The sequence below is a fragment of the Desulfosudis oleivorans Hxd3 genome (assembly GCF_000018405.1).
In the GTDB taxonomy this organism is placed as follows: domain Bacteria; phylum Desulfobacterota; class Desulfobacteria; order Desulfobacterales; family Desulfosudaceae; genus Desulfosudis; species Desulfosudis oleivorans.
In genome coordinates, this window is record NC_009943.1 from 2,516,903 (window position 1) to 2,529,695 (window position 12,793).

Annotated in this window: 13 protein-coding genes and 1 riboswitch; of the genes, 2 read left to right on the forward strand and 11 right to left on the reverse strand. The window is 58.9% G+C overall.

What is annotated here, in order from left to right:
- Nucleotides 1-92: 92 nt before the first annotated feature.
- A riboswitch (cobalamin riboswitch) is annotated at nt 93-290 on the forward strand.
- A 45-nt stretch (nt 291-335) separates the two neighbouring features.
- The gene (gene cobT, locus DOLE_RS10620; RefSeq protein WP_012175481.1) at nt 336-1,466 is read left to right on the forward strand and encodes a nicotinate-nucleotide--dimethylbenzimidazole phosphoribosyltransferase; all 1,131 of its coding nucleotides are present in this window, start codon (nt 336-338) and stop codon (nt 1,464-1,466) included.
- Between the two features lie 17 nt (nt 1,467-1,483).
- On the opposite strand, the gene DOLE_RS10625 is transcribed toward cobT, so the two are convergent.
- The 5 genes from DOLE_RS10625 to DOLE_RS10645 form a co-directional block, all read right to left on the reverse strand.
- Nucleotides 1,484-1,684: a hypothetical protein gene (locus DOLE_RS10625; protein ID WP_012175482.1), complete on the reverse strand. Its 201-nt coding sequence runs from the start codon at nt 1,682-1,684 to the stop codon at nt 1,484-1,486.
- Between the two features lie 6 nt (nt 1,685-1,690).
- The gene (locus DOLE_RS10630; RefSeq protein ID WP_012175483.1) at nt 1,691-2,626 is read right to left on the reverse strand and encodes a DUF4340 domain-containing protein; all 936 of its coding nucleotides are present in this window, start codon (nt 2,624-2,626) and stop codon (nt 1,691-1,693) included.
- Between the two features lie 96 nt (nt 2,627-2,722).
- On the reverse strand, nt 2,723-4,912 hold the full coding sequence (locus DOLE_RS10635; RefSeq protein WP_012175484.1) for a GldG family protein: 2,190 nt from the start codon (nt 4,910-4,912) through the stop codon (nt 2,723-2,725).
- 12 nt (nt 4,913-4,924) lie between these two features.
- The gene (locus tag DOLE_RS10640) at nt 4,925-5,629 is read right to left on the reverse strand and encodes an ABC transporter permease (protein ID WP_012175485.1); all 705 of its coding nucleotides are present in this window, start codon (nt 5,627-5,629) and stop codon (nt 4,925-4,927) included.
- A 1-nt stretch (nt 5,630) separates the two neighbouring features.
- Nucleotides 5,631-6,581 (reverse strand): ABC transporter ATP-binding protein, encoded by a 951-nt coding sequence (locus tag DOLE_RS10645; protein WP_012175486.1) that lies wholly within the window; start codon nt 6,579-6,581, stop codon nt 5,631-5,633.
- A 310-nt stretch (nt 6,582-6,891) separates the two neighbouring features.
- Here DOLE_RS10645 and DOLE_RS10650 point away from each other — a divergent pair, with 310 nt between their 5' ends.
- On the forward strand, nt 6,892-7,782 hold the full coding sequence (locus tag DOLE_RS10650) for a DUF4384 domain-containing protein (RefSeq protein ID WP_012175487.1): 891 nt from the start codon (nt 6,892-6,894) through the stop codon (nt 7,780-7,782).
- 238 nt (nt 7,783-8,020) lie between these two features.
- On the opposite strand, the gene DOLE_RS10655 is transcribed toward DOLE_RS10650, so the two are convergent.
- From DOLE_RS10655 to DOLE_RS10680, 6 genes are all read right to left on the reverse strand, one after another.
- The gene (locus DOLE_RS10655; RefSeq protein ID WP_041280509.1) at nt 8,021-8,647 is read right to left on the reverse strand and encodes an MBL fold metallo-hydrolase; all 627 of its coding nucleotides are present in this window, start codon (nt 8,645-8,647) and stop codon (nt 8,021-8,023) included.
- A 36-nt stretch (nt 8,648-8,683) separates the two neighbouring features.
- Nucleotides 8,684-8,944 carry a hypothetical protein gene (locus DOLE_RS10660; protein ID WP_012175489.1) on the reverse strand — a complete coding sequence of 87 codons (261 nt, stop codon included), beginning with the start codon at nt 8,942-8,944 and terminating at the stop codon, nt 8,684-8,686.
- 142 nt (nt 8,945-9,086) lie between these two features.
- Nucleotides 9,087-10,463, reverse strand: a complete 1,377-nt coding sequence (locus DOLE_RS10665; RefSeq protein WP_012175490.1) for a TrpB-like pyridoxal phosphate-dependent enzyme — start codon at nt 10,461-10,463, stop codon at nt 9,087-9,089.
- Between the two features lie 3 nt (nt 10,464-10,466).
- Entirely contained in the window at nt 10,467-10,931 is a 465-nt protein-coding gene (gene nusB / locus DOLE_RS10670; RefSeq protein ID WP_012175491.1) for a transcription antitermination factor NusB, read from the reverse strand.
- Nucleotides 10,932-10,937: 6 nt separating this feature from the next.
- On the reverse strand, nt 10,938-11,411 hold the full coding sequence (gene ribH, locus DOLE_RS10675; protein ID WP_012175492.1) for a 6,7-dimethyl-8-ribityllumazine synthase: 474 nt from the start codon (nt 11,409-11,411) through the stop codon (nt 10,938-10,940).
- 118 nt (nt 11,412-11,529) lie between these two features.
- Complete coding sequence (locus DOLE_RS10680) at nt 11,530-12,744, reverse strand: bifunctional 3,4-dihydroxy-2-butanone-4-phosphate synthase/GTP cyclohydrolase II (RefSeq protein ID WP_012175493.1); 1,215 nt, start codon at nt 12,742-12,744, stop codon at nt 11,530-11,532.
- Between the last annotated feature and the right edge of the window lie 49 nt (nt 12,745-12,793).

Genomic DNA, 12,793 nt, shown 5'->3' on the forward strand with positions numbered 1-12,793 from the left:
TTTCTACAACATGTGCGCGCAGGTACAGAATAAATTTCCACAGCAAAAAACATAGGGTTTTTGCTTGACAACATTTTCCCGGCCGCCTATACCCGTTTTAAAGACAGCAAGGTGCCGGGCCTGTTTTTTCGGGCCGGGGTAAAAGGAAAGATGGTGAAACTCCATCGCATGCCAGCCGTTGCCGTGACCGGGGACAACGGCCGCACAATGCCACTCCGACAAAAATCGGGGGAAGGCGCGGCCCGCGAATGATCCGCCAGCCGGAAAGCCTGCCTGCTGCCAAACCGGATTTTTGCTGGGCAAAATCCTTCTGAAATTTTATTCAGGAGGTATCCATGCCAAAAAAAACACCATCCGCTGACACGCCTTTTATTCTTTCTGCTCTGGCTCCCGCCACCCTCTGCCGCGCCACCATTGACGCTGTTGCCTCGGTGGACACAACCCTGCTGGCCGACGCCGGCCGAAAAATCGACAACAAGACAAAACCCGCCGGCTCCCTGGGCCGGCTGGAAACCCTGGCCGTTCAAATGTGCCTGGTCCAGAACAGGCTGGACCCGGCCATTGGACAGAAAAACCTTTTTGTGTTTGCCGGGGACCACGGGGTCACGGCGGAAGGGGTGTCCGCCTTTCCTTCAGAGGTCACGGTCCAGATGGTACTAAACTTTCTGGCCGGCGGGGCCGCCATCAATGTGCTGTGCCGTCACTACGGCATTGACATGAAGGTGGTGGACATGGGTGTGGCAGGGGCGTTTGAAGACCACCCGGACCTGGTCAAAAAGAAAGTGGCGCCGGGCACGGAAAACCTGGCCCGGCAGGTGGCTATGAGCGCCGACGCATTAAAAACGGCCCTGGAAAACGGCATGGCTGTTTTTCTGGAGGCCCACGCCCGAAAGCCCATCGACATTGTGGGTATGGGCGAAATGGGCATCGGCAACACCACCCCGGCAACGGCCATCATCTGCGCCCTTACCGGCATCTCTCCGGCCGAGGCCACAGGCCGGGGCACCGGCGTGGACGACGACGGTTTGAAACGAAAGACCGCCGTGATTGAACAGGCCCTGAAACTTCATTGCCCGGATTCGAAAAACGGTTTTGAAGTGCTGCGCACCCTGGGCGGGTTTGAAATTGCGGGCATGGCCGGGGCCATTCTGGCCGCGGCGTCAAAACAGACCGCCGTGGTGCTGGACGGCGTGATTTCAACGGCCGCCGGGCTGGCGGCCTTTGTTATCTGTCCGTCGATCAAGGGGTTTCTGATCGCGGGGCACCGGTCCGTGGAACCGGCGCAAAAGGCGGCCCTGTCTTTTATCGGGCTTGAGCCGGTGCTGGATCTTCAAATGCGGCTGGGCGAAGGCACGGGCGCTGTCATGGCCATGGATGCGGTGGCAGCGGCCTGCAAGATCATGACCCAGATGGCCTCCTTTGAAGGGGCCGGTGTGTCAACGGCTTCCGGCACGGCCACGGCATAGTTCTTGCCATATTCGGGCTAAATATAACCGAGCATCATCAGGACCACGGGCACCAGGATTGCCAGCAGGATAATGATTCCCGGCGCAGTCAGGTAGGCCTGGTAAAGGGGCCGGCCCTGGGCACGGACCTGCCTGGCTTTTTTCAGAAACCAGTTGCCCAGGGAAATGGAGAGGACCAGCACCACGATCATTTTAAACAGCAGAATCCCTTTTTCCACAGCAGGTTACTCCTTTGCGTCCGGTGTGTCTTCGGCACCGGGCGCCAGGCCGGACACGGTTTTAAAAAGATTTTCAACAGTGTCCGCGGAAAGAAGAAAACCCAGGTCGGTTCTGGAGGAACGGGCCGGATAATTGCTGCCGTCGGCCGCTTTGGGCGGGAACACCGACAGTGTATGGGCGTTTTCATCCATCAGCGTGACGGTAAGAACCGGTTCTCCCGGGTTTTCCGGCCCGGCCGTCTCCCGGTATGTGATGCACTCCAGGCGTAAAATCGCGTCCAAAAAACCCGACACGGCACTCGGGTCCACCGTCTCTCCTTCGTCCGTGATCCACAGGGTATCTTCGGCCGCGCTTTTTACCAGGGTCCGGCTTTCACCCGCCTGTTCCACCGTGATCCGGGTAAGGGTTGCCCTGTCGACATCCAGCACCCGCCTGTCGGTCAGTGCGTCGGCGGTTTTATCAAAAATACCGGAAAGCCGGCCCCTGGCATGATAGATACGGGGGTCCTCATCAATTCGCACAAAGGTGTGGTTGTGGGAAGGCGCGGTTTTGCCCACGGCAATGGTGCGAAGCGGTTTTCCGTCCGGGGCCGAAGCGGTCACCGTCACGGCCTTGTCCGCTGACAGGTCGTAACGGACAAGATCGTCCCGCTCCGACACCAGGGTGGTAAGGGCAAGATCAGAGACGGCTTCCACCATGCGGACCGTATCCGCCGGTTTTGCAGGCGCCCCGGAGGGCAAGAACCAGACATTCCCCTTTTTTTCAAGAACAAGGGGGGCCTGTTCAGGTGCCCGCACTTCGATGCGCGCGATCTGCTCCTTTTTCAGGCCCCCGGTGTCGGGCAGCTCATAGAGCACCCGATCGCTGTTTCTAAACCAGAGAAACAGGGAGAGCCCCGCAATCAGGGCCACCAGCACCAGATATTCGGTTTTGATTTTCATCCTGCCTCACCTTTATGCCAATGTCGTCCGCACAGGCCCGCCTGGATTGTTCAATCCGTCGGGCAGCAACAGCAATTACCGTGTTGCCGCAAGTGGCTATGCCGCAAACCGCCGGGCGATCCGTTTTTTGCGGATCGACCGGGCCAGCAGCACCACCAGGCCGGCAATCACCACCAGCACGGGCAGCCCGATGATGTTAAACCCCTTGATGGCCGTGCGTATGGTGGCGGACACGTCGTTTAACGGGTTGTAAGTCTGCTGCTTGCTTCGCAGCAGGGCCACGGCTTCCCGCTCGTTCAGGGCATCTATCACGTTGGCCAGAAACACGGCGTTGGGCACCCTGCCCTCCCGGTCCACCATGTAGTCCCGCAGCGGATGCGAAGACCCCATCACAAAAATTTTTCCGGGCCGCCCCTTTTCAATGACCGTGCCAATGGCCTCCACAGCCGGCCCTTTGCCTGCCGGCGCGGCCGTGTCGTCTTCTGCTTCCGGCTCATCCTCCGACGGCTTTACGGGCACCGGTTTTCCGGCAAAATAGCTGGGGAACTCCCCTTTCAACAGGCAGGCCAGCAGAAAGCTCTCTCTTTCGGCATCCGGTCCCGGAGGCCTCAGAAACATGGGGTTTAAGTTGATCCGGCCCTTCTGCTCCCACGACTGGTCGCTGGAGGAGAACAGGGGCGTGGCCGCGATGCCGTTTTGCTCCAGTTTTTCTTCCTGCAGAACCAGGGGCGCGTTCTGCATGGCCACCAGCCCCCGAATGTTTTTCATGAAGCCGGGCTCATGGTTGATGTATTCATTTTTGATCAGCGGCGCGAAATAGATGGGCTGCTCGCCCCCGCCCATGCGCGGATCCACGGGCTGTTTAAAGCAGGATTCGTCCATCACCACGGAGGGTTCCAGGGTCACGCCGTAATGGGCCAGAAGTTGTTCAAGCCCGGTCTCCAGGGGCACATAGGCCGGCTGGGCATAGGGAGAGGGCCTTCCCTGGGGATAGACCTCCTTAAAGGGATCCAGAAAAACCGCCAGGCTGTGTCCCCGCATCAGGTACTGGTCGATCTGGAACAGCTCATAGTCGGAAAAAGGCTCGGTGGGTCCGGCGATCACCAGGCAGGCAAAGGCGGCGTCATCCAGTCCTTCAGTTGCAAGATCCAGAGAACGGATGGTGTAGTTTTCCGAAACCTGGGCCCGAAAGTTGGCCGATGAGGTGCTGCTGTCCGGCTGAAAGGGGTTGGCCATGTCCGGGGATACCCCCTGAAGGGTGCCGTGACCGGCCAGAAACCCGATATCGTCATTGATGCCCACCAGGGACTCAATGGACCGGTCCAGCAGATCCTCGGTCTCTTCGGCATCGGGCATGGAATACCGGGTGCCGAAGATGGGCAGCTCCACCACGTTGAGCAGCGGCAGGGAAAGCCGCCGCTGTTTTTGGGTCAGTACCAGGCCGATGGCCCCCTCCCCCTCGGGAATCGATTTCCCGGCGCGCTGGGGAATCTCGGGCCATTTCAGGTGAATCAGGTCCAGGTCGTCGATCCCGTCGGCCCGGCCGGTTTCAGTGGACAGGTCAACGGTTTCAAACGCGATGGCGTCAAACAGCCGGGCATTTAAGCGGTCTGTGATCTCCTTCATGGTGCCGGGCAGTTCCCGCAGGTTGTTGATCTCCAGGTAGGGCGCCACCGCGTACAGCGAGGATGAGAGATACAGGGTGGCGTTTACCGGCGCGTCCAGGTCGGCAAAAGCGCTCACCTTGCGGGTGAGCCTGGAGATGGCCGTGGTGATCCGGTATTCCAGGCCGTCGATGGTGGAGACCGGGTCGATCTTTTCCACCATGTCGCCGTAGATGATCACCATTCCCATGTAGGCCTTCTGGAACTTGACCTCGTCGGCCTCCACGTTTCGCACCTGCACCGGGTAAATGCCGTAGTCATTGGCCAGGGCCTGGTTTTCCGCCACCGGTTCACCGGTCTGGCCCTCTTTGGGCGTGACATCATGAAACTGGTAGGAAAGATGCCGGTCCGCGTAAAGGGCGTAGGACCCCAGAAGGTCGTGCAGGTACCGTTCCGTGGCATTGTGGGGCGGCGGCAGGTTTTTCGTGAAAAAGACCTTGATGGTCAGGGGGCCGGAGACCCGGGCCAGGGCCTGTTTCGAGGCGTCTGACAGGGAGTACTTGTTGTCCGCGGTCAGGTCGGCCCGAAAAAAGAAAGAGGCCCCGGCAATGTTGAGCAGCACTACCACCGCAAGGTAAAGACCGAACTTTATGTATCGTTGCGTCCGTCTGGCTTTTTCCATCCGCAAAGTCCCCTATTGTTTTTCACACAGCACAAGATAGGCGCCATAGAGCGACACAAAGGCCACGCTTAAAAAATAAAGAATGTCCCGGCTGTCGACCACGCCCTTGGCGATGTTGTCAAAATGGGCCCCGGCGGAAAGATAACCGGCCACGCCCATCACGCTGTCGGGCAGGAAAAAAAGCATGGCGTCCAGCAGGGTCAGCACAAAGCAGACCGCCGCGGCAATGATAAAGGCCACGATCTGGCTTTTTGTCAGGGCCGAGGCAAACAGCCCCACCGCCGCATAGGCCGCGCCCAGCAGGAGTGCCCCGATATAACCGCCGGCCGCTGCCCCCCAGTCCAGGTCCCCCACCAGGGAAACCGACACGGCATACATCACCGTGGGCGCCAGCATGATCGCCACAAAGGCCGATGCCGCGGCCAGCTTGGCGGCCAGCACCTGGCCCAGGTTCACCGGCAGGGTCATGAGCAGCTCATAGGAGCCGGAATGGAGCTCTTCGGCAAACAGTTTCATGGTGACCGCGGGCACCACAAAAGAGAGGACATAAGGCAGCATGCCGAAAAAGGCCCGCAGCGTGGCCTGGCCCTGGAGAAAAAAGGGCGAAAAGAAAAACCACCCGGTCACCAGCAGGAAAACCGTGATCACGATATAGGCCACCGGTGAAACAAAATAGGCCTTAAACTCGCGCCTGAAGATGTGCCACACCTCTGCCATGTCATGCCTCCGTGGTGAGTTTCCGGAAAATGTGTTCAAGGCCCTGGGTCTCGCCGTAAAACTCCAGCAGGTCCCAATCGGTCTGCCGGATATGGGCGTAAATAACCCGGCGCGGGTCCGGGTCGGGCGCGCAGACCAGCTTCAGCCGCACCACCCCGGACGGGTCGGACGGGTCGGACGGCTGGACCTGAACGTCCTGAACGCCTTTGACGCCGGCCAGCCCGACTTTTGCCGTCTCCGGGTCAGCCCCGGCCAGGGAGAGAAAAAGCGCCCGGTCTCCGCCGGCTTCGGCGATCAACTCCCCGGTGGCCTGGTCGGCCACGATTCTCCCCTTGTCGATAATCACGATGCGGTCGCAGGTGGCTTCGGCCTCGCTTAGAATATGAGTGGAAAAAATGATGGTCTTTTCCTTTCCGGCCTGCCGGATGATGTCGCGAATCTCCACGATCTGGTTGGGATCCAGGCCCGAAGTGGGTTCATCCAGCACCAGGATCTCGGGATCGTGGATCATGGCGTGGGCCAGGCCCACCCGCTGGCGGAACCCCTTGGAGAGCTCGGCCACCGGCTGGTGCATCACCGGTTGGAGACCGCACATTCCCGCGACCCGGGAAATGCGGTCACTCTGCTCCTCCCTGCGAATGCCCCGGACATCGGCCACGTAGACCAGGTAATCATACACCAGCATGTCGTCGTAAACCGGGGCCGCCTCAGGCAGGTAGCCCATGAGACGCTTGATGGCCGGCATATCATTATGGATGGAAAGGCCGTTGACCGTGATGTCGCCCGACGTGGGCCGCAGAAACCCGGTGAGCATGCGCAGCGTGGTGGTTTTGCCCGCCCCGTTGGGCCCCAGCAGGCCCACGATCTCGCCTTTTTCAATCTTCAGGCTAATGCCGTTGACCGCGCACAGATCGCCGTAATACCGTGTCAGCTGGTTTACCTGTATCATCATCAATGCTCCATGAAATCCGGCAGGAAACAGCCGCCGCATTGTGTTTTCGAATACTATTAACCATTGATATCAAAGGTGTCAAGAGGTGAATCGGCAAAAACAAGGGCTTTGAGTGGCACAAAAACCGGCCCGGTTTTGCCAACCCGGCCGGCCTTTTCTCCACGGGTAAGGCCTGGTGGTCGCTTTCGCGCCCGTCATTGCCCGGCATCGTCTCTCTGTTACCGTTCCTTTGCTTGAATCCACACACCGGGTGTGCCATAATCGCCTCATTATTCAAAACAGAGGGCCGGACCATTCAGGGAGAACAGGTATGGAAAAACAGCCGCACACGCAAAAACAGTTTATGGCAGCTTTTATATGGATTTTCCTGCTGGCAACACTTGTGCTGCTTGCGCCACAGGCGGGCATGGCCGGCAACTCCATCATCACCACCGGCAGCGGTGTGGCGGCCCTGGGCAATGACAAGAGCCGCAACCAGACAGAAAGCGAGGCCTTGGCCCTGGCCAAACGGGACGCGGCGGAAAAGGCGGCCACCCATGTGCAGAGCGCCTCGGAAGTGGAAAACTTCGCCCTGAAAACCGACCTGGTCAAGGCCTATGCCGAGGCCGTGGTGACGGTTCTGGAAAAACTGGAAAGCGACTGGATTAAAGACCCTCAGATGGGCGACAGCTTCCATGTGGTGATCCGGGCCGAGGTGGCGCCGAACCTGAAGGGTGTCCGGCCGGCCGGGCCGTGGGCCGATGATCCGGCCGCGCCCCTGACCGTGAGCCTGACCAGCCCCAAAAAGGATTACAGGGCCGACGAACAGGTGACCCTTTTCCTGAAAGGCAACAAGCCTTTTTTCGCCCGAGTGGTTTATGAAGACTGCTCCGGCACCCTGACCCAGATTCTGCCCAACCCCTATCGCACGGAAAACTATTTTCAGGGCGACACTGTCTATCAGCTGCCGGCCGGTAACGACCGGTATACCATGACCGTGGTACCTCCCTTTGGAACTGAAAAAATAACGGTTTACGCCGCCACTCAGCCACTGGGCGAGGTGGCGCAACAGACCCGGGGGCCGGTCTACCTGCTGGAAGAAAAACCGGATGCCGTGGCGGCCCGTACCCGGGGCATTCAGCTATCCGCCGCGCCGGCCGGGGAGAAAAAAACGGCTGCTGAATTTTTTGAAACCGCGATCACGATCCAGACCGGGCCATGACCCTTTGGCTGGTTTTTGCAAACCCGGCCTGTGTTGTCTTCACGGGCAAGGCCTGTCTTACACAAACACCCACGGGCAAGGCCTGTCGGCCTTGGCCCGTGCCACCGGTCACCTACGTCATTGCGAGGAGCGAAAGCGACGAAGCAATCTCCTTCGCATATGAACAAGATTGCTTCGCCTGCGGCTCGCAATGACACCTTGAATGTTCAGGATTGCTGCGCCGCGCTTAATAAAGGCGCTATCGCATCATGCAGAAGGGATTGGTCCGCCGCTCCATACCGATGGTGGTTTCCGGGCCGTGTCCGCAGTAGACCGTCACATCATCACCCAGAGGAAACAGCTTGGTCTGAATGGCGGAAATCAGGGTGTCAAAATCACCGCCTGGAAAGTCGGTCCGGCCGATGGAGCCGGCAAACAGGGTGTCGCCCACAAAGGCCTTCTTGTCCGTCACCAGGGAAATGCCGCCCGGCGAGTGACCCGGCGTGTGAAGCACCTTCATCTCAATGGTGCCAAAGGAGATCACATCCCCCTCTTTCACGGTGCGGTCCGGCGGTGGTGAATTTTCCGCGGCAATACCAAAAGCCGACGCCATCTGGGACAGGCCGGAGAGCATGGGCGCGTCCGCGGCATGGATCAGCAGTTCCGCGCCGGTGGCTTTTTTTAACTCCTTGTTGGCGCCCACGTGATCAAAATGGCCGTGGGTGTTGATGATATATTTTACGGAGAGCTTGTTTTCCGCCAGGTGATAAAGAATCCGGTCAGCCTCGTCACCGGGATCAATCACCACGGCCTGTTTTGTCTGGTCACATCCCACGATAAAACAGTTGGCCATGATCATGCCCACTTCCAGTTTTTCAAGAATCACATTCACCTCCTTGGTCTTGTCGCTGCCGGCAACGGGTTATGACTTTCCCGCGTTGCGTTTTGCCTGTTCAATAAGCTCCAGAATGCCGGTGATTTTGGGCTGGGGTTGCGGATTGAGCAGACGGGCCACGGTCTCTTGAGAAAAATGCGCTTTCAGGTAGGCCACCACGTCAAACTGTTCCCACCAGCAGTCAGCGGTTTTCAGGCACGGCTCGCCGTTCATGCCGCAGCCCAGGCAGTAAGAAAAAAGAACTTCATGGCCCAACCGGGGGCACCGGCGCCGCCACTCTTCCGTCATGATTCCGTTCTCCGTCCTTCAACCGCCGTTGAATTGATACCGGCAACACGGTTGCAATAAAAAGGCCCGGCACGCGCTTTGCCGTGCCGGGCCGCAAATTCAGCACATCATTCCCCGGCCGATTTCCGGGAAATGACACGGTCTAATCGTGCTTGAGGATCGCAGGCTTGGGATAATCGGCAAACACCGCTTCCGACGCCTTCAGATCATCATCGTTCATGAGAATGTTGGACAGCTCGCCGGCAAAGAACCGGTCGTATCCGGCCAGGTCCAGAAGGCCATGACCGCTCAGGTTGAACAGGATCACCTTTTCCTTGCCCTCTTCCTTTGCCTTGTTGGCCTCTTCAATGACACAGGCGATGGCGTGATTGCTCTCGGGCGCGGGAATGATACCTTCGGAACGGGCAAACAGCACGCCCGCCTCAAAGGTGCTCAACTGGGAAACCGCCCGGGGGGTAACAATGCCTTCGCAGACCAGCTGGCTGACCGTGGGCGCCATGCCGTGGTAACGGAGCCCGCCCGCGTGAAAAGGCGGCGGAACAAAGGCATGACCCAGGCTGTGCATGGCCAGCAGGGGGGTGTACTTGGCGGTATCGCCGTGGTCGTAAACAAAGGGGGCCTTGGTCATGGTGGGGCAGCCCATGGGCTCCACCGGGTAAATCTCAATATCTTTGCCGTGAATCTTGTCGTAGACAAAGGGAAAAGCGATGCCGGCAAAGTTGCTGCCGCCGCCGGCGCATCCGATGATGACATCCGGATAGTCGCCGACTTTTTCAAACTGTTTCCTGGCTTCCAGCCCGATGATGGTCTGGTGCAGCATCACGTGGTTGAGCACGCTGCCCAGGGCATAACGGGTCTCTCCCGATTCGTCGGTGACGGCACATTCGATGGCTTCGCTGATGGCAATGCCCAGGCTGCCCGGGGTGTTGGGATCTTTGGCCAGGGCGTCGCGGCCCGCACGGGTCTGGTCGCTGGGGCTGGGAATACAGTTACCACCCCAGGCGCCCATCATGCTTTTGCGGTAGGGCTTCTGGTCGAAGCTGATCCGTACCATGAATATCTTGCACTCCAGGCCGAACTGGGAACAGGCATAGGAGAGGGCGCTGCCCCACTGGCCGGCCCCGGTTTCGGTGGTGAGCTTCTTGATGCCGAACTCCTTGTTGTAGTAGGCTTGGGCGACAGCGGTGTTGGGCTTATGGCTTCCGGCAGGGCTGACGCTTTCGTTCTTGTAGTAAATCTTGGCCGGCGTTCCCAGCGCCTTTTCAAGATTGCGGGCCCGCACCAGGGGGGACGGCCGCCACGTCGTCAGAATGTCCAGTACCTCGTCAGGAATGGTGATCCACCGCTCGGTGCTGACCTCCTGCTCGATAAGGTTCATGGGGAACACAGGGGCCAGGGAATCGGGTCCCACGGGATTGCCGTCGGGTCCCAGCGGCGGATTCATCTTGATGTCCGCCAGAATGTTGTACCACTGGCGCGGCATCTCATCTTCTGTCAGAAAAATTTTCCGGGAAGTCATACGCTACTCCTTGCTGTTCGTTGTATTCATATTCTCGGGAAGGTCCGCTTCCGATCCTCCCAGCTCCTTGTTGATGCGATCCAGCACACCGTTGATAAAGGCCCCGGACTCATCGGTGCCATATTTCTTGCCGATCTCTATGGCCTCGTTGATGGCCACACGGGGCGGCACGTCGTCACAGTAAAGCATCTCGAAAATGGCGATCCGCATGACATTGCGGTCCACACCGGACATGCGGCTGAGCTTCCAGTGCTCGGAACTCTCGGCCAGCAGGTCATTGAGCTTTTCCCACCGGTTCTTGACGCCCTGGGCCAGGGTAAAAAAATGGGGAAAATTCTTTTCCGAAAGGTTGAAGCGCGCGCAGAAATCCTCCATCCACGCGTCAAAATCCCCGGCCCCGGCCGCGTTCAAGTCGTAGGAAAAGAGAAACTGCAACGCAAGTTCCCGTGATCGTCGCCTGCTTGCCATAAGAACTTACGCCCGCGTCACCACTTCCATCAGGTTGGCCATCTCAACAGCCGACACGGCCGCGTTCCATCCCTTGTTGCCCGCCTTGGTGCCGGCCCGTTCAATGGCCTGTTCGATGGTGTCGGTGGTGACAATGCCGAAGATCACCGGCACGGAAAACTCCAGGCTCACCTGGGCGATGCCCTTGGATACTTCGGCGCACACATAGTCGAAATGGGGTGTCGACCCCCGGATCACCGCGCCCAGGCAGACAATGGCGTCGTACTCCCCTTTTTCCGCCATCTTCTTTGCCAGCAGGGGAATCTCAAAAGCGCCGGGCACCTTGACCAGGTGAATGTCCTTGTCCGCCGCCCCGTTGCGCACCAGCGCGTCCACGGCCCCGGAGACCAGCCGGTCGGTAATAAAATCATTAAACCGGCTGGCAATCAGGGCAAAGGTTTTGCCTTTGGCCGAAAGGCCCGCTTCCATCAGTTTGGGCATTGTTGTTCTCCTTTTACCTTATCCTGCCGGCGTGTTTTATCCTCCCACCGTCAGGCTGTTGATGCATGTTTCAATTTTTATAATGGTTTTGCTCCTGTTTTGCAACACGCAAACCGCTTTAAGGCGTGCAGTCAAGGTTCAACAGGTGGCCCATCTTGAGTTTTTTGCACTCCAGGTAGCGCTTGTTGTGTTCATTGGCCTCGATCTCAATGGGAATCTGCTCCACCACGGAGAGGCCATAGCCCTCCAGGCCGACGATCTTTTTCGGATTGTTGGTGATCAGCCGCATCTTTTTCACCCCCAGATCGGCCAGCACCTGGGCGCCGATGCCGTAATCCCGCAGGTCGGCCTTGAAGCCCAGCTGCTCGTTGGCTTCCACCGTGTCGTAGCCCTGGTCCTGAAGATTATAGGCCTTGAGCTTGTTCACCAGGCCGATGCCGCGGCCCTCCTGACGAACATAAAGCAGAATCCCGGCCCCCTCTTTTTCCATCATCTCCATGGCCTTGTGCAGCTGGTTGCCGCAGTCACACCGCAGGGAGCCGAAAATGTCTCCGGTGAGGCACTCGGAGTGAACCCTCACCAGTACCGGTTTGTCGGGGTCAATCTCTCCCTTGACCAGGGCGATATGCTGAAAATCTTCCATGTCGTTTTCGTACACGATCACCTTGAAGATGCCGCCGAACATGGAGGGGATCGTGGTCTCCACCACCTTGCGCACAAAGGACTCGGTGCGCATGCGGTACTCGATCAGGTCCGCTATGGTGCAGATGCCGATGCCGTGAGCCTCGCTGAACTCCTCCAGCTGGGGCATGCGGGCCATGGTGCCGTCGTCGTTCATGACCTCGCAGATCACGCCGGCGGGTTTCAGTCCGGCCAGCCGGGCCAGGTCCACCGAGCCCTCGGTCTGCCCGGCCCGCACAATGACACCGCCCCGCCGTGCCCGCAAAGGAAATATGTGACCCGGCCGCACCAGGTCGTCGGGCCTGGCGCCGTCGGCCACGGCAGCCAGAATCGTGGTGGCCCGGTCCGCCGCTGAAATACCGGTGGTCACGCCTTGCTTGGCCTCTATGGAAACCGTAAAACCGGTTCCAAAGGGGGAGGTGTTTCTGTCCACCATCAGGGGCAGGTCCAGTTCTTCCACCTTTTTGGCGTCCAGGGCCAGACAGATCAGGCCCCTGCCGTACTTTGCCATGAAGTTAACCGCCTCGGGGGTCGTCTTCTCCGCGGCGATCATCAGGTCCCCTTCATTTTCACGGTCCTCGTCATCAACGAGAATCACCATTTTACCGGCGCGAACATCCTTTATTGCCTCTTCGATACTCAGTACTGCCATGTTGATCTCCTGTCTTTCTCAAATTTCAAAGCGGCAGGGATCTTCCCCG

Bases quoted from the DNA above. Each gene is read 5' to 3' on its own strand.
- cobT (WP_012175481.1), top strand. From the start codon at position 336: ATGCCAAAAAAAACACCATCCGCTGACACGCCTTTTATTCTTTCTGCT.
- DOLE_RS10630 (WP_012175483.1), bottom strand. From the start codon at position 2,626: ATGAAAATCAAAACCGAATATCTGGTGCTGGTGGCCCTGATTGCGGGG.
- DOLE_RS10635 (WP_012175484.1), bottom strand. From the start codon at position 4,912: ATGGAAAAAGCCAGACGGACGCAACGATACATAAAGTTCGGTCTTTAC.
- DOLE_RS10640 (WP_012175485.1), bottom strand. From the start codon at position 5,629: ATGGCAGAGGTGTGGCACATCTTCAGGCGCGAGTTTAAGGCCTATTTT.
- DOLE_RS10645 (WP_012175486.1), bottom strand. From the start codon at position 6,581: ATGATGATACAGGTAAACCAGCTGACACGGTATTACGGCGATCTGTGC.
- DOLE_RS10650 (WP_012175487.1), top strand. From the start codon at position 6,892: ATGGAAAAACAGCCGCACACGCAAAAACAGTTTATGGCAGCTTTTATA.
- DOLE_RS10660 (WP_012175489.1), bottom strand. From the start codon at position 8,944: ATGACGGAAGAGTGGCGGCGCCGGTGCCCCCGGTTGGGCCATGAAGTT.
- DOLE_RS10665 (WP_012175490.1), bottom strand. From the start codon at position 10,463: ATGACTTCCCGGAAAATTTTTCTGACAGAAGATGAGATGCCGCGCCAG.
- nusB (WP_012175491.1), bottom strand. From the start codon at position 10,931: ATGGCAAGCAGGCGACGATCACGGGAACTTGCGTTGCAGTTTCTCTTT.
- ribH (WP_012175492.1), bottom strand. From the start codon at position 11,411: ATGCCCAAACTGATGGAAGCGGGCCTTTCGGCCAAAGGCAAAACCTTT.
- DOLE_RS10680 (WP_012175493.1), bottom strand. From the start codon at position 12,744: ATGGCAGTACTGAGTATCGAAGAGGCAATAAAGGATGTTCGCGCCGGT.